Annotated in this window: 17 protein-coding genes and 1 tRNA gene; 11 read left to right on the top strand and 7 right to left on the bottom strand. The window is 64.2% G+C overall.

The features are described from left to right. Positions 1–3: 3 nt before the first annotated feature. Complete coding sequence (locus IB275_RS01435; protein WP_138213207.1) at positions 4–1,074, bottom strand: sensor histidine kinase; 1,071 nt, start codon at positions 1,072–1,074, stop codon at positions 4–6. A 232-nt stretch (positions 1,075–1,306) separates the two neighbouring features. On the opposite strand from IB275_RS01435, the gene argH reads away from it, so the two are divergent. Together argH and IB275_RS01425 are read left to right on the top strand one after the other, a co-directional pair. Continuing rightward, complete coding sequence (argH, locus tag IB275_RS01430; protein WP_192293959.1) at positions 1,307–2,701, top strand: argininosuccinate lyase; 1,395 nt, start codon at positions 1,307–1,309, stop codon at positions 2,699–2,701. 12 nt (positions 2,702–2,713) lie between these two features. Further along, a complete protein-coding gene (locus IB275_RS01425) occupies positions 2,714–3,427 on the top strand; it encodes a hypothetical protein (RefSeq protein WP_192293960.1) in 714 nt (237 codons plus the stop codon). Between the two features lie 4 nt (positions 3,428–3,431). Here the strand turns inward: IB275_RS01425 and IB275_RS01420 are convergent, their stop codons facing one another. The 3 genes from IB275_RS01420 to gabD form a co-directional block, all read right to left on the bottom strand. Next, on the bottom strand, positions 3,432–4,628 hold the full coding sequence (locus IB275_RS01420; protein ID WP_192293961.1) for an HDOD domain-containing protein: 1,197 nt from the start codon (positions 4,626–4,628) through the stop codon (positions 3,432–3,434). 258 nt (positions 4,629–4,886) lie between these two features. After that, the gene (gene gabT / locus IB275_RS01415) at positions 4,887–6,167 is read right to left on the bottom strand and encodes a 4-aminobutyrate--2-oxoglutarate transaminase (RefSeq protein ID WP_045213232.1); all 1,281 of its coding nucleotides are present in this window, start codon (positions 6,165–6,167) and stop codon (positions 4,887–4,889) included. Between the two features lie 201 nt (positions 6,168–6,368). Then, on the bottom strand, positions 6,369–7,820 hold the full coding sequence (gene gabD / locus IB275_RS01410; RefSeq protein ID WP_081518737.1) for an NADP-dependent succinate-semialdehyde dehydrogenase: 1,452 nt from the start codon (positions 7,818–7,820) through the stop codon (positions 6,369–6,371). Between the two features lie 657 nt (positions 7,821–8,477). On the opposite strand from gabD, the gene IB275_RS01405 reads away from it, so the two are divergent. The 5 genes from IB275_RS01405 to IB275_RS01385 all read left to right on the top strand — a co-directional run bounded on the left by IB275_RS01405 (position 8,478) and on the right by IB275_RS01385 (position 11,976). Then, positions 8,478–8,554: transfer RNA gene (locus IB275_RS01405), tRNA-Arg, on the top strand. Positions 8,555–8,757: 203 nt separating this feature from the next. Further along, positions 8,758–9,351, top strand: coding sequence for a transglycosylase SLT domain-containing protein (locus tag IB275_RS01400; RefSeq protein WP_192293962.1), 594 nt, complete (start codon positions 8,758–8,760; stop codon positions 9,349–9,351). A gap of 284 nt (positions 9,352–9,635) precedes the next feature. Next, entirely contained in the window at positions 9,636–10,886 is a 1,251-nt protein-coding gene (locus tag IB275_RS01395; RefSeq protein ID WP_192293963.1) for a metal-dependent hydrolase family protein, read from the top strand. A gap of 36 nt (positions 10,887–10,922) precedes the next feature. Further along, on the top strand, positions 10,923–11,507 hold the full coding sequence (locus tag IB275_RS01390) for a MarC family protein (RefSeq protein WP_192293964.1): 585 nt from the start codon (positions 10,923–10,925) through the stop codon (positions 11,505–11,507). Between the two features lie 34 nt (positions 11,508–11,541). Next, positions 11,542–11,976: a MarR family winged helix-turn-helix transcriptional regulator gene (locus IB275_RS01385; RefSeq protein WP_192293965.1), complete on the top strand. Its 435-nt coding sequence runs from the start codon at positions 11,542–11,544 to the stop codon at positions 11,974–11,976. A 62-nt stretch (positions 11,977–12,038) separates the two neighbouring features. On the opposite strand, the gene IB275_RS01380 is transcribed toward IB275_RS01385, so the two are convergent. Beyond that, positions 12,039–12,764: a hypothetical protein gene (locus IB275_RS01380; protein ID WP_192293966.1), complete on the bottom strand. Its 726-nt coding sequence runs from the start codon at positions 12,762–12,764 to the stop codon at positions 12,039–12,041. A gap of 77 nt (positions 12,765–12,841) precedes the next feature. Further along, positions 12,842–13,027, bottom strand: coding sequence for a hypothetical protein (locus tag IB275_RS01375; RefSeq protein ID WP_192293967.1), 186 nt, complete (start codon positions 13,025–13,027; stop codon positions 12,842–12,844). A 175-nt stretch (positions 13,028–13,202) separates the two neighbouring features. On the opposite strand from IB275_RS01375, the gene IB275_RS01370 reads away from it, so the two are divergent. Further along, the gene (locus IB275_RS01370; protein ID WP_081518744.1) at positions 13,203–13,637 is read left to right on the top strand and encodes a CBS domain-containing protein; all 435 of its coding nucleotides are present in this window, start codon (positions 13,203–13,205) and stop codon (positions 13,635–13,637) included. Between the two features lie 16 nt (positions 13,638–13,653). On the opposite strand, the gene IB275_RS01365 is transcribed toward IB275_RS01370, so the two are convergent. Next, complete coding sequence (locus IB275_RS01365; protein ID WP_192293968.1) at positions 13,654–14,391, bottom strand: metallophosphoesterase; 738 nt, start codon at positions 14,389–14,391, stop codon at positions 13,654–13,656. Between the two features lie 365 nt (positions 14,392–14,756). Between IB275_RS01365 and IB275_RS01360 the strand changes: the two genes are divergently transcribed. The 3 genes from IB275_RS01360 to IB275_RS01350 all read left to right on the top strand — a co-directional run bounded on the left by IB275_RS01360 (position 14,757) and on the right by IB275_RS01350 (position 18,640). Beyond that, on the top strand, positions 14,757–16,973 hold the full coding sequence (locus IB275_RS01360; protein ID WP_192293969.1) for a TonB-dependent receptor: 2,217 nt from the start codon (positions 14,757–14,759) through the stop codon (positions 16,971–16,973). 14 nt (positions 16,974–16,987) lie between these two features. Then, positions 16,988–18,064 carry an ABC transporter substrate-binding protein gene (locus tag IB275_RS01355; protein ID WP_192293971.1) on the top strand — a complete coding sequence of 359 codons (1,077 nt, stop codon included), beginning with the start codon at positions 16,988–16,990 and terminating at the stop codon, positions 18,062–18,064. A gap of 384 nt (positions 18,065–18,448) precedes the next feature. After that, positions 18,449–18,640, top strand: coding sequence for a hypothetical protein (locus IB275_RS01350; RefSeq protein WP_192293973.1), 192 nt, complete (start codon positions 18,449–18,451; stop codon positions 18,638–18,640). Positions 18,641–18,654: the final 14 nt, after the last annotated feature.

Here is an 18,654-nt window from a genome sequence, read left to right as displayed (position 1 = left end):
AGCTCAGGCTTCCTGCATGAGACGCGCACATGGATAGCGTAGACAGGTGAAGTGCCGTCCGTCACGGCGCTCGACGGTGAGACTAGCTTTTGGCCCGAAAAGTGCCGCAAGTCGCGCTGCAATATTCTGCAGGGCCTGCTTGGTCCCCTTCGTGGGCAGCGTCTCGGTCGATTCGTCGTACGGGTTGCTCACGCAGAGCTGGAACACACCGTCACGGTAGTCCGCCTCAACTTTCACCAGACCGCCTTCGATGCGCGGCTGGATGCCATAAATCAATGAGTTCTCGAGCAACGGCTGCAGTGTCAGCTGGGGAATCGGCACGCCATCGGGCACGCCGCTCACCTGCCAGTCCATCTGCAACCGGTCGCCAAGACGGAACTGCTCAATGGAAAGATAGCGTCTGGCCAGCTCAAGTTCCTCTCCCCAGGAAATTAATGTTCCAGGTTTGGCCAGGCTGGCGCGAAAAAGGTCCGAAAGATTCAGCACCGCCAGCTCGGCCTTGCCCGGATCGATCTCGATCAGGCTGGCGATGCTATTGAGGCTGTTGAACAGGAAGTGCGGACGGATTCTCGCCTGCAGCGATTCGATCCGCGCCCGCAGTTCAGCCTGCTCCTGCCGTCGCCATTGGCTCACCAGATAAAAATAGCGTAGCAACAGCGTGGACATGATGAGCGCAATCAACGCATGCCGCAGGTAGAGGTTGACCTCACCGGTGCGGCTCATGGGCCCGCCAAGGGAGAAATAATCCGCCACCCAGGTGCAGGCCAGTGTCAGCAGGACCACCAGCACACAGCTGAGCAGGCCGGAGAACCAGGCCGGCCAGCGCGCCATGAACGGTCGCAACTGGCACAGCAGGCCGGCCGAGAGCAGCACGATCCACTGCACGAACAGCGAGGACAGGGCCAGGCGCACCCAGTTGAAGCTGGGGGTCATCGGCTCGGCGAGCACCAGCACGAGCACCAGCAGCTCGGCGAGCAGCACCAGGCTGAACAGCGCTTCGGGCTGGCAGAGTTCGGGGATGAAGTAGTCTTCGTTGGGCGCCGGCTTGTCGCCGGTCTTCGTCAGTCTGGGCATCGACGCAGTTTCCGTAAGCGCCTGCACGGCGGCAAGCGCCGCGTGCGACCAAAAGCCAGGAATTGTCGGGCAGCGCAAAGATCGGCACGGGACCTGCGACGATTCACCGCCACTCCCCCGCCGCAACCCGCCAAAGCGCCGCCGGTTTTGTCCTTCAGCCTGCTATTATCGTCGCACTTTGCCCTTCATGCAGGCTGCGCGCCGCGCCTGCCCGTTTCAGCGAGAGAGATCCATGAGCGTAGAGAAGACCAACCAGTCCTGGGGCGGCCGTTTCAGCGAGCCCGTCGATGCCTTTGTCGCCCGCTTCACCGCTTCCGTCGACTTCGACAAGCGCCTCTACCGCCACGACATCATGGGTTCCATGGCCCACGCCACCATGCTGGCCAAGGTCGGCGTGCTGAGCGACGCCGAGCGCGACACCATCATCGACGGCCTCAAGCAGATCCAGAGCGAGATCGAGGCCGGCACCTTCGACTGGCGCCTCGACCTGGAAGATGTCCACATGAACATCGAGGCGCGCCTGACCGACCGCATCGGCGTCACTGGCAAGAAACTGCACACCGGCCGTTCGCGCAACGACCAGGTCGCCACCGACATCCGCCTGTGGCTGCGTGACGAGATCGACCTGATCCTCGCCGAGATCACCCGCCTGCAGCAGGGCCTGCTGGGCCTGGCGGAAGCCGAAGCCGACACCATCATGCCCGGCTTCACCCACCTGCAGACCGCGCAGCCGGTGACCTTCGGCCACCACCTGCTGGCCTGGTTCGAAATGCTCAGCCGCGACTACGAGCGCCTGGTTGACTGCCGCAAGCGCGCCAACCGCATGCCCCTGGGCAGCGCCGCGCTGGCGGGCACCACTTACCCGATCGACCGGACCATCACCTGCGAACTGCTGGGATTCGAAGCGATCTCCGGTAATTCGTTGGACGGCGTGTCCGACCGCGACTTCGCCATCGAATTCTGCGCCGCCGCCTCGATCGCGATGATGCACCTGTCGCGCTACTCCGAAGAGCTGGTGCTCTGGACCAGCGCCCAGTTCCAGTTCATCGACCTGCCCGACCGCTTCTGCACCGGCTCCTCGATCATGCCGCAGAAGAAGAACCCGGACGTCCCGGAGCTGGTGCGTGGCAAGTCCGGCCGCGTATTCGGCCACCTCGCCGGCCTGCTGACCCTGATGAAGGGCCAGCCGCTGGCGTACAACAAGGACAACCAGGAAGACAAGGAACCGCTGTTCGACGCCGCCGACACCCTGCGCGACAGCCTGCGCGCCTTCGCCGACATGGTTCCGGCGATCAAGCCCAAGCGCGAGATCATGCGCGAAGCGGCCCGCCGCGGCTTCTCCACCGCCACTGACCTCGCCGACTACCTGGTGCGCCGTGGCCTGCCGTTCCGTGATTGCCACGAGATCGTCGGCCACGCCGTGAAGTACGGCGTAGACAGCGGCAAGGACCTGGCCGAGATGAGCCTGGACGAACTGCGCCAGTTCAGCGACCAGATCGACGACGACGTGTTCGCCGTGCTGACCCTGGAGGGCTCGGTGAACGCCCGCGACCACATCGGCGGTACCGCGCCGAACCAGGTCCGCGCCGCCGTCGCTCGCGGCAAGGAACTGCTGGCCACGCGCTGAGCACAGCGGTTCATGCACTACTGGAATCAGGAAAACTTCGAAGGACTGGAGCGGCTCGCCGATGAACTGGCGAGCCGGCCCGGCCTGCAGGCGCTGGCGGATTACGCCCGCGCCCGCAGTCGAGGCGTGCGCCGCGAGGCGTTTGCCGCCCTCGAAGGGTTCCTGCGCAATACCCCTGCCCCCGACACCCTGCCAGCCCGCGAGCTGAGCCTGCAGATACTCACGCTGCACAGCCAGACGCGCGAAGCCCACCAGTTCCTCGCCCAGCCTCTGCTCGCGCGCTTCCTGGTCCCGACACTGCAAGCCTGGATTGACAGCGCACCGACGGCGCACGCACCGCTGCGCTGGCTGGGGCTGCTGCAGAATGATGGCGATCTCCTGCGCCGCGCGCTGGCGGTCGGCCCGGACGATGTCACTGTTCGCTACCGATTGATCGATTTCGCCCTGGGCGCCGCGGACTACGCGATGCACCATCTGGACGAGGGCTTCTTCATCGGTGAGCCGGCCGACGCGCGCCAGGCGCTGGAGCGGGCGACTCAGCTCATCGCCGAGGCACCGGACGCCAGTCCGTTCTCCCGCCCCGCCAAGGAAGCCGTGCAACTGTCGGCGATGCTGGATGACTGGCAGGCCTACTCGGCACAGCCCGAAGGCGACTTCGCCACCTGGTGCGCCGAGCGGCAGCGCCCCTACGCCTGGGCGAAGAAGTACTACTACACGCAGTCCTGAGCGCTCAGGTCCGCCCCAGATAGCCCAACTGCGCAGGCGTCAGTTGCAGCATGCGCGCGGCCTTGTGGTCCTTGAGCCTGGGCAGCTCCTCTTCCGGCAGACGCGCGGCACTGGCGGCAAGATTGACGATCAAAGCCTCACGACTGAACACGCCATTGTCGATGGCGTAGGCGGCGGCGATCAGGTTGCGCAGCTCCAGCGGCAGGCGCCAGCGGGTGCGCAAGGCAGAGCCGAAGCTCGCGCCGTGCTCCTTCAGGGCCTTGTCAACGTCCGCCTCGCCCAGCTCACCACCCGCGCTGTGCCAGTCCTGCAGACTGCGCAGCAGTGCCAGATCGCCCAGGCAGTGCAGTAACCCGGCGGTAAAGCAGCGATCGGCATAGGCGCCGAGGGACTCAGCCAGCGCGAAAGCAGCGTCGGCGGTATGCCGGGAAAGCTCCCAGAAGCGCTCGGCACGCTCCTTGAGCAGCGGGTCATCGAGCGTCGCGGCGCGCTGCAGCGCCACGGCCAGCATCAGGTTCAGCGCCTGCGCCACGCCCAGGCGCGACAGCGCCTGCATCAGCGTCTGGCAGGGCATGCCGACGTGCCGCGCGGCACTGTTGGCGGCGGAGATCAGGCAGGCGGTGATCTGTGGATCGTGGCCGAACTCCTGTTCGAGCATCTCCAGGTTGATGTCACTGGCCTCCATGCAGCGATTCACCGCTGCACCGACCTCGCCCATCAGCGGCGCACCTTCAGTGGCGTCGCGCTCGGTCTGCAGGAAGCGCTCCAGCGACAGGCTCTGCTCCAGGGTCGGCAGCTCGCAGACGACGTTTTCCCCCGGCGCCAGCAACAGCGAGCGCAGGCGTTCGCGCAGATTCTCGGCGTTGAACGGTTTGACCAGGTAGGCTGTGGGCGCCAGCGGCAAGGCGGCGCGCACGCTGGCGGCATCGGCCTTGCAGCTGATCAGGATGAAGGGCTGGGCGACCGGCCCGCGACGGCGCATGCGCACGTGGCGCAGCAGTTCCAGGCCGTCACTGCCGGGCAGCTCGCGCTCGGCCAGGATCAGGGCGAAGGGATGCCGGCGACAGGCCTCGATGGCCGTATCACCGTCCTCGCAGAACTCGACGGTGGCGTCGCAGCGCACGCTCAGCACCAGCTGGCCGAGCAGCTCGCGGCTCCAGGGGTCGCTGGCAGCGACCAGCACGCCGGGCGAAACGCTCATGGATCGCACCTCGTTCGGGACAGATGCCGTCGCGGGCGGAAACAACCGATCCTGAGCCTTCCCTGCCGCGTGCCCGGTCCTTCGGATGCCGCCGGCCAACGGCCTTCGGATACTGCGCAGCGTAGTCCAAAGCCCACGAGCTTTCCCATGCGCGCCATCAACTTCGGCGCACAATTCACACAAACAAACACAGAAAGCGCGCCCATAAAAAAGGCCCGCTTGCGCGGGCCTTCTTCTGAACCGTTAGAGCGGTAAGGCTCAGGCCAGTTCGTCGAAGCACTCGGCGAGGATGGCCAGGCCTTTTTCCAGCTGCGCGTCAGGGATGGTGACGGGCATCAGGAAGCGGATCACGTTGTAGTAGGTACCGCAGGAGAGCAGGATCAGACCTTTCTCACGGGCACGAACCACGATCTTGCTGACCAGTTCAGCGGCCGGCTTGTTGTGATCGCCGCCTTCGAACAGCTCGATGGCGATCATCGAACCCAGGCCACGAACGTCGCCGATTACCTTGTGCTTGGCCTGGATGTCGCGCAGACCGGCCTTCAGGCTCTCGCCAACGGCTTGCGAACGCTCCAGCAGCTTCTCTTCGTCGAACACTTTCAGCACGGCCAGGGCCGCGGCGCAAGCGATCGGGCTACCGGCGTAGGTGCCGCCCAGGCCGCCGGGAGCGATGGCGTCCATGATTTCGGCTTTACCGGAAACACCGGAGATCGGGAAACCACCGCCAACGGACTTGGCGAAGGTGGTCAGGTCCGGAACGATGCCCAGTTGCTCGGTGGCGAAGAAGGTGCCGGTACGGCCAGCGCCAGTCTGTACTTCGTCAGCGATCAGCAGGATGCCGTGCTCGTCGCACAGGGCGCGCAGGCGCTGCATGAAGGCCTTGGAGTTTACGTAGAAGCCACCTTCGCCCTGAACCGGCTCGATGATGATGGCAGCAATGTCACGCGGCTGGGCGTCGTTCTTGAAGATGCGCTCGATGCTGGCGATCGACTCGTCTTCGCTCACGCCGTGCAGTTCGCACGGAGCCAGGGCGCGGAAGATGCCGCCCGGCATCAGGCCCATGCCAGCGGAGTACGGAACGACCTTGCCGGTCAGGCCCAGGGTCATCATGGTACGGCCGTGGTAGGCGCCGGTGAAGGCGATCACGCCAGCGCGGCCGGTGGCGGCACGGGCGATCTTGACGGCGTTTTCAACGGCCTCGGAGCCGGAGGTGACCAGCAGGGTCTTCTTCGGGAAGTTGCCCGGAACGCGCTTGGCGATCTCTTCGGCCAGCTCGATGTAGGGCTCGTACGCCAGCACCTGGAAGCAGGTGTGGGTCAGCTTGGTCAGCTGTTCCTGAACGGCGGCAACCACTTTCGGGTGCAGGTGACCGGTGTTCAGAACGGCAATGCCGCCGGCGAAGTCGATGTACTCACGACCTTCGACGTCCCACACGGTGGAATTCTCGGCGCGCTCGGCGACGACCGGGTGGATCTGGCCTACACCGCGCGGTACGGCGGCCTGACGACGTTGCAGCAGGGATTCGTTGGTTTTGCTCATAGCTTCCTCAGTGGCCGCTCATCGGGCGACCGGATCAAAGGATGAAAGCGGGGAGAAGCCACACACGACAGCATACGATGATCGACTGTCGTGGCACTTGCGGCCCGCCGGACGGGTTGTCCGGTGCTACCACCGGAAAACGCCGGCGCGAAGGTGGCTGTCAGCTCTTGCCTGCCACCCCGCGCCCACGGAAAAAACGGATCAGATACCGCCGAGGCAGAGGTATTTGACTTCGAGGTAGTCCTCGATGCCGTACTTCGAACCTTCGCGGCCCAGGCCGGAGGCCTTGATGCCACCGAACGGCGCCACTTCGTTGGAGATCAGGCCGGTGTTGATACCCACCATGCCGTATTCCAGCTGCTCGGCGACGCGGAACACGCGGGCCAGGTCGCGGGCGTAGAAGTAGGAAGCCAGGCCGAACTCGGTGTCGTTGGACATGGCGATGACTTCAGCCTCGTCCTTGAAGCGGAAGACCGGCGCCAGCGGGCCGAAGGTCTCGTCCTTGGACACCAGGGCGGACTTGGGTACGTCGACCAGGATGGTCGGCTCGAAGAAGGTGCCACCCAGGGCGTGCGGCTTGCCGCCGGTGAGGACCTTGGCGCCCTTGGAAACGGCGTCGGCGATGTGCTCTTCGACCTTGGCGACAGCCTTGGAATCGATCAGCGGGCCGGTGGTGATGCCCTGCTCCAGGCCGTTGCCGATGTTCAGCTTGGCCACCGCGACCTTCAGCTTCTCGACGAAGGCATCGTACACGCCGTCCTGTACGTACAGGCGGTTAGCGCAGACGCAGGTCTGGCCGTTGTTGCGGTACTTGGAGATCAGTGCGCCTTCGACGGCGGCGTCCAGGTCGGCATCGTCGAACACGATGAACGGAGCGTTGCCGCCCAGTTCCAGGGACACTTTCTTGATGTCCTTGGCGCATTCGGCCATCAGCTGGCGACCGATCTCGGTGGAGCCGGTGAAGGTCAGCTTGCGCACGATCGGGTTGCTGGTCAGCTCACCGCCGACTTCGCCGGCGCTGCCGGTAACGACGCTGAACACGCCCTTCGGAATGCCGGCGCGCTCGGCCAGCTCGGCCAGGGCCAGGGCGGAGTACGGGGTCTGCGAGGCAGGCTTGAGCACCATGGTGCAGCCAGCGGCCAGAGCCGGGCCGGCTTTACGGGTGATCATCGCCGACGGGAAGTTCCACGGGGTGATGGCCGCGGTGACGCCGATCGGCTGCTTGATCACGATGATGCGCTTGTCGGGCTGGTGGCCCGGAATGGTGTCGCCGTAGATGCGCTTGGCTTCTTCGCCGAACCACTCGAGGAAGGAGGCGGCGTAGGCGATCTCGCCCTTGGCTTCGGCCAGCGGCTTGCCCTGCTCGATGGTCATCAGGCGGGCCAGGTCGTCCTGGTTGGCGATCATCAGGTCGAACCACTTGCGCAGCTTGTTGGCGCGCTCTTTCGCGGTCAGCGCACGCCAGGCCGGCAGGGCCTTGTCGGCGGCTTCGATGGCACGACGGGTTTCGTCGGCGCCCATCTTCGGCACGGTGCCGATGATCTCGTTGGTGGCCGGGTTGTTCACGTTGATGGTCTTGCCGTTGTCGGCGTCGACCCAGGAACCGTCAATGTAAGCCTGTTGGCGGAACAGCTTGGCATCATTGAGTTGCATGACCTGTCTCCTTTCGAGGAAAGCCTGTGGACGGCGGGTCTGCCTCGAGTCCCCGCCTGCCTTGTTGTCTGGATGGGAGAGACCGCAGTCTCTGCCGTTCATTCGCCCCGGCCGATCAGTATCGACGCTGGAGGCGAACGTCGCCTCAGCTTGGAGGCGATGCCAGGCGAACGGCTCTTAGTTCGCTCGGCATGCGGACACGAAAAAACGCAGGCCGGGGTCATTGCCCGGTCTGGTTGAACTCGTTCACGCACAGATTCCCGGGCTCGGCCCAGGAGTACGACTGCCCTACAACCTTCCGGTACGCTGATCGACGGAAGCCGCACGGAGACCTGTCACAAGGGACATGCGGTGGGTGCAACGGAAGACTGTCATCCCGCAGGCTGATGGCCGGCTGGTGTGATGCCAATGCTCCGGTCTCCTGTTGTTGTGATGGGGAGGCGTTTGAAATCTCAAACGAATCCTAGGGCCCCCGACTGCAAAGGGCAATAGCTCGTTCGACAAAACCAACGAAGGTATCCGCTTGCAGTGGGTTTTCGGAGGATTTCTACCGACAAGCGGCTGTTTTCGTTCGATATCATGAACGAGCGTACCCGCATTGGACGCCTGCACGGGAGATGCGTATGATTGCCGCCTGCCGCGCCAGCCGCGGCATACGCACCAGTAGCTCAGCTGGATAGAGTACTGCCCTCCGAAGGCAGGGGTCGTGGGTTCGAATCCCGCCTGGTGCGCCATATCCCTTTGTTTCGAACTGCTTCAGGCAGTCTGCGAAACCACCTGGAAAGCCCGCCCTGAGCGGGCTTTCCTGTTTCTGGTGAACAGCGCCGCGCAGGCCAGGCTTTCAGGCCGGAAAGGCCCTCGACGCCCGACGATTCCTCTTCGCCACCAGAGGCTGTATAAGCCTTGCGCCATCGCGCGCGAAAAGGACAAACCGCCCATGCTCCGGCTTCTGCTGCCCGCCCTGCTCCTGGCCCTTGCCGGGTGCGCCACCAAACCGCCGGCGAACCCCGAGAACCTCTGCGAGATCTTTCGCGAAAAGCCGAAATGGCACGAGGCGGCGCTGCAGGTGCAGAAACGCTGGGGCGGAACCGTGCAGGTGCCGATGGCGATGATGTACCAGGAATCCTCCTTCCGGCACGACGCCCTGCCACCGCGTTACTACTTCCTCGGCTTCATCCCCTGGGGCCGGGTCAGTTCCGCCTATGGCTACGCCCAGGCCAAGGACGAGACGTGGGCGGACTACAAGAAGGAAGCCGGCGGCTGGGGCGCCGACCGTGACGATTTCGCCGACGCGCTGGATTTCATGGGCTGGTACATGAACAAGACCTACAGCGTGAATCGCGTCTCCAAGTGGGACGCCTACGGCCAGTACCTGAACTATCACGAAGGCTGGGGCGGTTATCGCCAGCGCAGCTACGACGCCAAGCCGTGGCTGAAGACGGTGTCGCAGAAGGTCCAGGCGCGCGCCTACCTGTACGGCGCCCAGTACAAGAGCTGCGAGCAGGAACTGTCGGGCGGCAGCTGGTTCTAGCCGCTCGCCCCTCGATTACCCCAACGCGACGCAGACGAGAAAGGCCCGCTCAGGCGGGCTATTTCATGTCTGCCGCAAAAGTTGCGCGACGTCACACAAAGCGCGGCGCTTGTCTGTTCCGGCAGACCTCCGCAGCTTCCATAGCCTCTCTCGGATCAATGAGTTAGCCGGAAAGCCCGGCACCTTGAGATCATTCTCATGGCTATTTAGAACGCATTGCTTTCAATTTTCCTCGGGCGTAGGTTTTTGAGCCGTTGTACTGGAGAACTCACGAAGAGGTAGTCATGAACATTCTTCTGAAGAACGCCCAGATATTCGACGGCAAGCACCCCAGCCTGCACAAAGGCGATGTTCTCGTCAGCGGGCCGAAAATCCTTTCCCTCCATGAAACCCACCAACCCGCCCCTCAGGACACTCTCAGCATCGACCTGAACGGCAAGTACCTGATGCCTGGGCTGATCGACGCCCATGTCCATATCACCGCCAGCCAGGTGGACCTGAACCAGGAGACCGAGTTGCCCGGCTACGTCTACGCGCGCAGCTTCAGCTTCCTCGACAGCATGCTCGCTCGCGGCTTCACCTCCGTGCGCGATGCCGGAGGCGCCGACGCGGGTATCAAGCGTGCTATCGAAGACCAGGTGATTCGCGGGCCGCGGCTGTTCATGAGTGGCCGGGCCCTGAGCCAGACCGGCGGGCACGGCGACTTCCGTCACCCGTCCAGCCCGATGCTTACCTGCGCCTGCAGCCTGCATACCGGTTCCACCATCTCGGTCATCGCCGACGGCCTCAGTGCCGTGCGCAAGGCCGTGCGCAAGGCCGTGCGCGAGCAGTTCCGCATGGGCGCCTCACAGATCAAGGTCATGGCCGGCGGCGGCATCGCCTCGCCAAATGATCGGATCGAGAACCTGCAGTATTCCGAAGCCGAACTGTCGGTGATCGTCGACGAGGCCGAACGCTACAACAGCTACGTCATGGCCCACGCTTACTCGCCGGCCGCCATCATCCGCTGCGTGCGCTGTGGGGTCCGCTCCATCGAACACGGCAACCTGCTCAATGCCGAGGCTGCCCAGGTCATGCACGAGCACGACGCATTTCTGGTGCCTACGCTATCGATCTACAACGCGTTCATCCTGAACGCTGGCAACCCGGCTGCGGGCATCCCCGACTCGGTGCTCATCAAGCTGAAAGACGTGCAAAGCCAGGCGCTGGAGGCGGTGCGGATCGCCCGTCGCCATGGAGTGAAGATCGGCCTGGGCACCGACCTGCTGGGCGAATTCCATAGCTGCCAGACCGATGAATTCAAACTTCGCGCGCAGGTCGATACGCCCTTCGACGTCCTGCAATCGGCGACGCGGGTGAATGCCGAACTGCTCAACATGCAGGACCAGCTCGGCGTGGTCGCACCGGGCGCACTGGCGGGCCTGATCGTGCTGGACCAGGACCCGCTGCAGGATCTCTCCCTCTTCGATGCCGCAGGCACGCACGTGCAGATGGTCATCAAGAACGGCGAAATCCTGAAGAACCAGTTGCACTGACCGGCAGCGCAATCCGCCTCGATAGCGAGCCCCACCATGTTTCGAAACTACCTGGTGAGCCTGAGTGGCATTGCCATCATCATCAATCCGTTGACGATGTTTTCCATCTTCACGTCCTACACGCAGGGCATGCCCGCTGACGATATAGGCCGTACCGGAAAGAAAACCACGCTGGCAGTCGCCATTACCCTGCTGATCTGCATCTGGTTCGGTATGGAGCTGTTTCGTCTGCTCGGGATCACCCTCGCCTCACTGCAGGTTGCCGGCGGGCTATCGCTTTTGATCTCCTGCCTGCAGGGGCTCAACGATCCGTCGGACAGCGCGCGGCGCCCAAGCAGCAACATCGCCGTCGTGCCGCTGTGCATTCCCGTCATCGCCGGGCCGGCCGCCATCTCGGTGGTCATCCGGTTGACCAGCGAGACCGCCAGCCCGGTCTCGGTCAGCCTGGCTGCCTTGACCGTCACAGCGGTGCTGGGTAGCTTGCTCCACTTCAGCGTCCCGGTATCGAAGTGGCTGGGCGAGCAGGCCATGAGCGCGATCAAGCAGATTTCCTACCTGGTCCTGGCCTGCATCGGCGCAACGCTCTTCATCACCGGCGTGCAAACCATGATCGGCAAATAGCGGCGCCAAGAGAGTCTGTATCAAGAGAGCCTGCATGAAGGAAAGAGAGCTCACTCAACTCACCGAGTTACTGAGAACCAACCATGCACTCTGGCAGAAGTATCTTGAGCCGATCATCAACAGCGTCGGCATCACCTTCGTTGATCGCCTCATTCTCGATAATCTTCGCGAAGATGGGTTCGCCACCAAGAACGACCTGGCGAACCAGCTGGGCATGCCCCACCAGAACCTGACGCGATCACTGGCGCGCCTGGAGCAGAGCGGCCTCATCGTCATCCAGAAGAGGACCGGCCCGGACCTGCGGCAGATCTACCTGTCACTGACGCGGCAGGGCAAGCTGATCAACGACAAGATCAACGCAGACATCAACCTCGCCTGGCAGCAGGTGTGCCGCAACATTCCCGAGCAGGAGCTGCTGAGTTTCATGTCGATCCTCTACCGGATGAACAGCAACCTGCTCGATCTCTGAAGCCTGGAGACTCCGACCCGGAAAGCCCGCCGCTGTGCGGGCTTCTGCGTTCCAGACGACCCTCAGCGCCCCATGATCCGCCGGTACTCGTCGCGGTATTCCTCGTACGGCAGGTTGCGACGCTGCAGCTCCATCAGTTGCTGCTCCTGGCTCAGTGGGCGGGAGACGTGGGCGACGGTTTCCGCCGCCGTGGGCGAGACCGGCTGCGGGACCGCTTCAGGCGGCTGCACCGGCGTGGTGGCGGGCAGTGGCAGCGGCAGGCTGCGGGACGGTCGCGCAACCAGCAGGGCGCTGGTGATCTCGTCGACTATCTGTTCGGACACCGCGCTGACTTCGGAGGAGCCCATCGAGGTGAACAGGTCGCCGTCGGCTTCGCTTTCATAGCGGCGCGAGGCGAGCAGCTGGCCGGTCAGGCCGTCGTGGTAGCGCACGGTGGAGGTGATCCACTCCTCGTCGCCACTGCCGGGACGGTTGTTGGCGTTGTGGCCGGCGCCGACCTCGATCACCACCAGGGTGGACAGGGTATCGGTGGCCCTCGGTTCGCCGTCCTGCTCGGTGAGCTGGTAATCGGCCGAACCCGCCTCGTCGCGCAGCGCTTCGCGCCAGCTGGCCTTCAGCGCGCCCCAGCGCGGGTTGGCCGCCACCGTGGCGTCGGGCTGGAAGTTCACCACCATCACGTGGCGGGTGTCGCGGTAGAGGGAAATGGGCGCGGTGCGGTCATCCCGGCGGACGTCCGAGGAACATCCACAGAGCAGGGAAACGGCCAGGGCGAGCGTGACGTTGCGCATGGTGCTTTCTCTTTATTGTCTGGCCAGCATTCTGCCAGCCAATCATGACGCCCGGATATCGTCCGAAGGTCAGGCCGCTACCAATCCTCTTCCTCATCGAGGCCCGGCTGGTATTCCTCCACTTCCTCGTCATCCTCCTCATGATCGCCGGGCGGGTCCTCGAAGAATGCCGCGTCCTCCTCCAGCAGGCCGTCGAGGTCGTCATCGAGGTCCAGCAGGTGGTCGTGTTCGGGCTCGTGGAGGTCGAGGTCTTCGTCAGTCATGGCCGGTCTTTCGTGGGGGGAAACAAGGAAGGGAATCACAGTATAAGTCGCGCCGCGGGAGGATGACGCTCCCGTGACGGCGGACGGCGCTTTCCGGCCTTGCCGGATCGCGATTCGTCCACGATTCTCTATAAACCACGGGCATAGCGCCGTGAACGACGAACAGGGGGTAGGAATGAAGACTGTGGCTCAGCTGTTGAACGCCAAGGCGGACCAGCAGGTTTACACCATCGCCCCGGATGCGCTGGTGATCGATGCACTGCGCCTGATGGCGGAGAAGAACCTCGGCGGCCTGCCGGTGGTGGAGGCCAACCAGCTGGTCGGCTTCTTCAGTGAGCGCGACTACGCCCGGCGCCTGGCGCTCAAGGGGCGCAACTCGGAAGACACACCGATCAGCGCGGTGATGACCGCACCGGTCATCACCGTGGACACCCACCTGAACGTCGACAAGTGCATGGGCATCATGACCGAGCGCCACCTGCGCCACCTGCCGGTGGTGGAGAACGGCGAGCTGCTGGGACTGCTGTCCATCGGCGACCTGGTGAAGGCCGCCATCGCCGAACAGGCCGAACTGATCCAGCAACTGGAACAGTACATCCGCGGCGAGTGATCGCCCCGGCGGTCGCTCAGCGAGCGGCCGCCGTTTCCACCTTGCCGCTGTGCATGTCGACGAGGCTCAGGCAACCGTCGGCGTAGCCGCTGCCCGTGTCGATATAGTGGGTATTGCCCAGCGGGCGCACGGCGCTCTGCGCGGTATGACCGACGTACAGGCGCTCCAGCCCGGCAATGACCGTGGCGTCTTCCTTCTCGATCCGCGTGCGTGCCCACATCACGATGGCGGCTGCGCGCTGACGCGACTCCTCGCCAAGCTCGCCTGCCAGCGCAGCCACGCCACTGTCCCAGTCAGGGAAAGCCGGGGTAATCGGCACCTCGGCATGCACGATACCGATGCGACGCCCTTCGCCCAGCTCCACCTCGATGGCCAGCGGCAACTGCTGCAGACGCCGGGCAATACGCTCGCGCGTGACTGGCGTGAGCTTGTACAGCCAGGCGCCACCGTTGCGCATATGCAGGTCGCGATCATCTCCCGCCAACACGATATCGATCACCAGTTGCTCGTGGTTGCCGCGCACCGAGGCGAACCAGGGCTTGGCCAGCCAGTCGAGCACCTGCGGGGAATACGGACCACGATCCACCAGGTCGCCGGCGGCGAACAGGCGGTCGGCGGCCGGATCGAACTCGACCTGATCGAGCAGACGCTGCAGCAGTTCGAAATGGCCGTGCACATCCCCCACTACGAAATCGCGGCCGCACAGGTTGCGCGGGAAGCGTTGCAGGGGTTGCTCCGGCAAGAGCGTATTCATTGCCAACTCCAGGGTTTTCAAGCGACCAGCTTACCAGCTGCACATTGCGTTCCCACGGCACTGCGACGAAAGCCGCGCCGCTCTGCCGGCCTGCTGCTGACCCACTGCTGCCCAGGCAGCGACGGCCCAGCATGAACTGTTGCCCCAGCAGCACAGCCTCCGCAGCGACCAGTAAAAATCCTTTTGTATCAGCCACTTAACAATCAACAAGAAAGCGGTACGGATGTTGCGATGTCTCCGGCAAGCCTTCCGGCCTTCATCACGCGTGAGCCAGCACAAGAGCAACGCAACAACCGCTTCATGCCTTGCGGCGACGACCGAGCACCACAGAGCCAGCCGTCTTTTCGCCGCCCCCTGGGGACACCATGTTCAAACGCAGCACCCTTTCCCTTGCCATCCTGGCGAGCCTGGCCAGCGTCGTCGTCCAAGCGGCCGACAGCGAGTCGCCGAAAACCGAAGAAGCCAGCGCCGCACCGACCCTCGGCAAAGTGGTGGTCACCGCGCAGAAGCGCGAGGAATCGGTACAGGAAGTACCGGCACCGATCACCGTGCTGAGCGGCGAGAAGATCCGCGACGCCTCCCTGCAATCGGCCAGCGAGGTAACCCGCTACACCCCCAACGCCTCCGCCGGTACCACCGACGGGCACGGTCGCCCGCGCTGGTGGATTCGCGGCCTGGGCACCGGCGACCAGGGTGCCAACACGGTCAGCCCGATCGGCATCTACGTCGACGACGTGTACATCGCCAACATCAGCGCCACCGGCTTCCCGCTGTTCGACCAGGAGCGCGTGGAAGTGCTGCGCGGCCCGCAGGGCACTCTGTGGGGCAAGAACACCACGGGTGGCGCGATCAACTTTATCTCGCGCAAGCCGACCTTCAGCCCCGAGGGCTACTTCAAGGTCGACCTGGGCAACTACGCCAACCGCATCGTCGAAGGCGCGGTGAGCGACGCGCTGGTGGACGACAAGCTGGCCGGGCGCCTGTCCTTCCACCACCAGGGCCGCGACGGCTACACCGAGAACGAGAACGACGGCAACGACCAGGGCGCGCTGGAAGACGACGCCGTGCGCCTGCAACTGGCCGCGCGGGTGAACGACAACCTCGACGCCAACCTCAACGTCCACGCCCGTCACTACCACGACACTGCCAGCTACAACACCGTGAGCTACGGCACCCGTCCGGACGGCACCAACCAGTTCGGCTATTCCGTCGACCCGAAACTGGGCAAGGCCAACTTCAACGCCAAGTACCAGGCCGAGATCGACCAGGCCGGCAGCAACCTCAACCTGGTCTGGCAACTGGGCGACCTCGAGCTGACCTCCATCACCGCCTTCGAGCACTTCACCCGCGACGGCTGGACCGACAGCGACAACACCCCGCTGGAGCTGCAGCGCAGCTACAGCTACGCCGACAGCCAGCAATGGTCGCAGGAACTGCGCCTGGCCTCGCCGCGCAGCGACCGGCTGAACTGGGTACTGGGCTTCCACTACTTCAACGAGGACCTGGAATCGAAGAACGCCAACGCGGCGCTGCCCAACGTCTATATCCCCAGCTACTACAACAACGTCAGCTACGACCAGAAGACCGAGAGCTACGCCATCTTCGGCAGCACTACCTACAACTTCACCGACGACTTCAGCGTCACCGCCGGTCTGCGCTGGACCCGCGAGACCAAGGACATCGACCTCGAGCGCCTGGTCAACCGAGGCGCCGCCAGCTTCGGCGACGGCCACTGGTGGCAGCCGGGCAACGTCGATTCACCGCTGATCGTCAACGCCACCCAGGACGAGAGCAACACCTGGAGCGACTACAGCTGGGACCTGACGCCCGAGTACCGGATTTCCGATAACGCCCGCGCCTACTTCCGCTACGCCCGTGGCTTCCGCTCCGGCGGCTACAACGCCGGCGTCACCAGCCAGGCCACGGTGGCCAAGGTCGATCCGGAATACCTCACCTCCTACGAGCTGGGCCTGAAGTCGGAATGGTTCGACGGCCGCCTGAACGCCAACGCCAGCGTCTTCTACTACGACTACGAGGACATCCAGCTCAACATCGTCACCGCGGTGAACAACCAGACCGTCTCGCGCCTGGCCAACGGCGCCCAGGGCGAGGCCTACGGTGCCGAGTTCGAACTCGAAGCCATCCCCGTGCAGAACCTGCACCTGAACCTCGGCCTGGGCCTGCTGCACACCGAGTTCACCGACTACACCTCGGGCAACGACGACTACTCCGGCAACCACTTCGTCCGCGCGCCCAGCGTCTCGGCGGTGATCGGCGCCGACTACCGCATCCCGCTCAACGTCGGCGGCGCAGTGGTGCTGGGCACCGACTGGAACACCCGTAGCCGCCAGTACTTCTTCACCAACGACCAGAGCGCCAACATGCGCACCGGCGGCTACACCCTGGGCAACGCGCGGGTGACCTACGAGCTGCCGGGCGAGACCACGCGCATCACCGCCTACGTGAACAACCTCACCGACAAGGAATACCGCAACCACACCCTGCCCACCGGCTACCAGACCGCCGCCGTCATGTACGGCGACCCGCGCACCTTCGGCGTCTCGGTCACCACCGACTTCTGAGCGAGGTAATCCCCATGAACTTTCTGCATCGCGCGCTGCGCCGGCTGCTGCCGGCGGCCGCCGTACTGCTCGCAGGCCACGCCCTGGCCGCCGAGCAGCCGACCACCCTGCGCATCGCCACGGTGGCCTACGCCAACGCCGGGCAAATCACCTTCAACGGACCGTCCTACGTGATCGACCGCGACAAATGGCTGGAACAGCAACTGGCCCAGCGCGGCATCAAGCTGGAGTGGGTGCCCGCCGCCACCGGCTCGGTGGGCACCTTCGTCAACGAGGAGTTCGCCAACAGGCGCATCGACTTCGCCTTCTACGGCGACCTGCCATCGATCATTGCCAACGCCTCGGGCGTGCAGACCCAGCTGATCGTCCCCGGCGGCATCGGCAACAACGTCTACCTGGTGGTGCCGCCAGGCTCCACGGCGAAATCCATCGCCGACCTCAAGGGCAAACGCATCGCCCTGCACCGCGGTCGGCCGTGGGAACTGTCGTTCGCCAAACTGCTGGAAGCCAACCACCTGGGCTTCGAGGACTTCCGCATCTTCAACCTCAACCCCCAGGCCGGCGCCGCTGCATTGAGCGCCGGGCGGGTGGATGCCTTCTTCACCCTGAGCGACGCCTTCCTGCTGGAAGACAAGCAGGTCGGGCGCATCATCTGGTCGAGCAAGGAGGCCCCGGCGGACTGGAAGATGCGCGCCGAAGTCTGGGGTGCGAAGGACTTCGTGAAAGACCATCCCGACCTCACACAGCTGGTGGTGGACGCCTACCTGAAAGCCGCGTGGTGGGTCTCCCAGGACGCCAACCAGGCCGAGTACCAGCAAGCTCAGACCCGCTCCGGCGTGCCGCTGAGCGTGCTGCAGCGCGAGGTCTCCGGCGAGCCCTGGTCGGCGCACTTCTCCCCGCTCTACGACGTCGCCCTGCGCCAGCACTACAGCGACGGCATCGCCTACAGCCTGAAGGCGAAACTGATCCGCAACGAAGTGAAGGTGGATGACCTGCTGGAGCCCAGGTTTGTCGAGCAAGGACTGAAGAACCTGCAACTGGAAAGCTTCTGGCAGCGCAGCGCCGGGCCTTCTGTCGCCGCCAAGCCCTGATCTGAGCGTAGGAGCGGTCTCTGTCCGCGATAGATTGCCGGCTACTCGGAGCCGGCCTGTTGCACATCGCGGACGGAGTCCGCTCCCACCTGAAATATCCCACCGGAGCATACCCTCTCCCCCGCCCTCTCCCTGAAGGGAGAGGGAGCCGCCCGTGCCGGCTGACGCTTTGGTTTCAACCTGTGCCGAACGGTCCCCTCTCCCTTCAGGGAGAGGGCTAGGGAGAGGGGGAGCCAAGGCACGGATCTCCAGAGGAAGACAGTTGCTCCCACAACTGTGTCTAGGTCCGACATTGCGATCAGAAAACTCACAATGCCCCCCGACTTACAAGACACCGCCTACAGTCCATCCTGTCCACCGCACCGAGCACACCGGAGTCAGAACATGGAAGGCATGACCTATAAGGGCTTCACTGCGCGCATCGCATTCGATGAGCGAGATGATCTCTTCGTTGGACGCATTCTCGGGCTACAGCAGATTGTCAGTTTCGAGGCAAAACGCCTTGGGGAACTGATGCCCGCTTTCCAGTCCGCAATCGATGATTATCTGGGCGACTTCGAAGCCTGCAGTAGGTAACCAATCCCGTAGAC

It is taken from the genome of Pseudomonas sp. PDM21 (assembly GCF_014852505.2).
Lineage (GTDB): Bacteria > Pseudomonadota > Gammaproteobacteria > Pseudomonadales > Pseudomonadaceae > Pseudomonas.
This window is presented reverse-complemented; position numbering and strand designations above follow the sequence as displayed.

Coding starts and splice junctions, on each gene's coding strand:
- IB275_RS01400 (WP_192293962.1), top strand. CDS start 8,758: ATGCTCCGGCTTCTGCTGCCCGCCCTGCTCCTGGCCCTTGCCGGGTGC.
- IB275_RS01385 (WP_192293965.1), top strand. CDS start 11,542: ATGAAGGAAAGAGAGCTCACTCAACTCACCGAGTTACTGAGAACCAAC.
- argH (WP_192293959.1), top strand. CDS start 1,307: ATGAGCGTAGAGAAGACCAACCAGTCCTGGGGCGGCCGTTTCAGCGAG.
- IB275_RS01425 (WP_192293960.1), top strand. CDS start 2,714: ATGCACTACTGGAATCAGGAAAACTTCGAAGGACTGGAGCGGCTCGCC.
- gabT (WP_045213232.1), bottom strand. CDS start 6,167: ATGAGCAAAACCAACGAATCCCTGCTGCAACGTCGTCAGGCCGCCGTA.
- IB275_RS01395 (WP_192293963.1), top strand. CDS start 9,636: ATGAACATTCTTCTGAAGAACGCCCAGATATTCGACGGCAAGCACCCC.
- IB275_RS01390 (WP_192293964.1), top strand. CDS start 10,923: ATGTTTCGAAACTACCTGGTGAGCCTGAGTGGCATTGCCATCATCATC.
- gabD (WP_081518737.1), bottom strand. CDS start 7,820: ATGCAACTCAATGATGCCAAGCTGTTCCGCCAACAGGCTTACATTGAC.
- IB275_RS01350 (WP_192293973.1), top strand. CDS start 18,449: ATGGAAGGCATGACCTATAAGGGCTTCACTGCGCGCATCGCATTCGAT.
- IB275_RS01420 (WP_192293961.1), bottom strand. CDS start 4,628: ATGAGCGTTTCGCCCGGCGTGCTGGTCGCTGCCAGCGACCCCTGGAGC.
- IB275_RS01365 (WP_192293968.1), bottom strand. CDS start 14,391: ATGAATACGCTCTTGCCGGAGCAACCCCTGCAACGCTTCCCGCGCAAC.
- IB275_RS01375 (WP_192293967.1), bottom strand. CDS start 13,027: ATGACTGACGAAGACCTCGACCTCCACGAGCCCGAACACGACCACCTG.
- IB275_RS01380 (WP_192293966.1), bottom strand. CDS start 12,764: ATGCGCAACGTCACGCTCGCCCTGGCCGTTTCCCTGCTCTGTGGATGT.
- IB275_RS01355 (WP_192293971.1), top strand. CDS start 16,988: ATGAACTTTCTGCATCGCGCGCTGCGCCGGCTGCTGCCGGCGGCCGCC.
- IB275_RS01360 (WP_192293969.1), top strand. CDS start 14,757: ATGTTCAAACGCAGCACCCTTTCCCTTGCCATCCTGGCGAGCCTGGCC.
- IB275_RS01435 (WP_138213207.1), bottom strand. CDS start 1,074: ATGCCCAGACTGACGAAGACCGGCGACAAGCCGGCGCCCAACGAAGAC.
- IB275_RS01370 (WP_081518744.1), top strand. CDS start 13,203: ATGAAGACTGTGGCTCAGCTGTTGAACGCCAAGGCGGACCAGCAGGTT.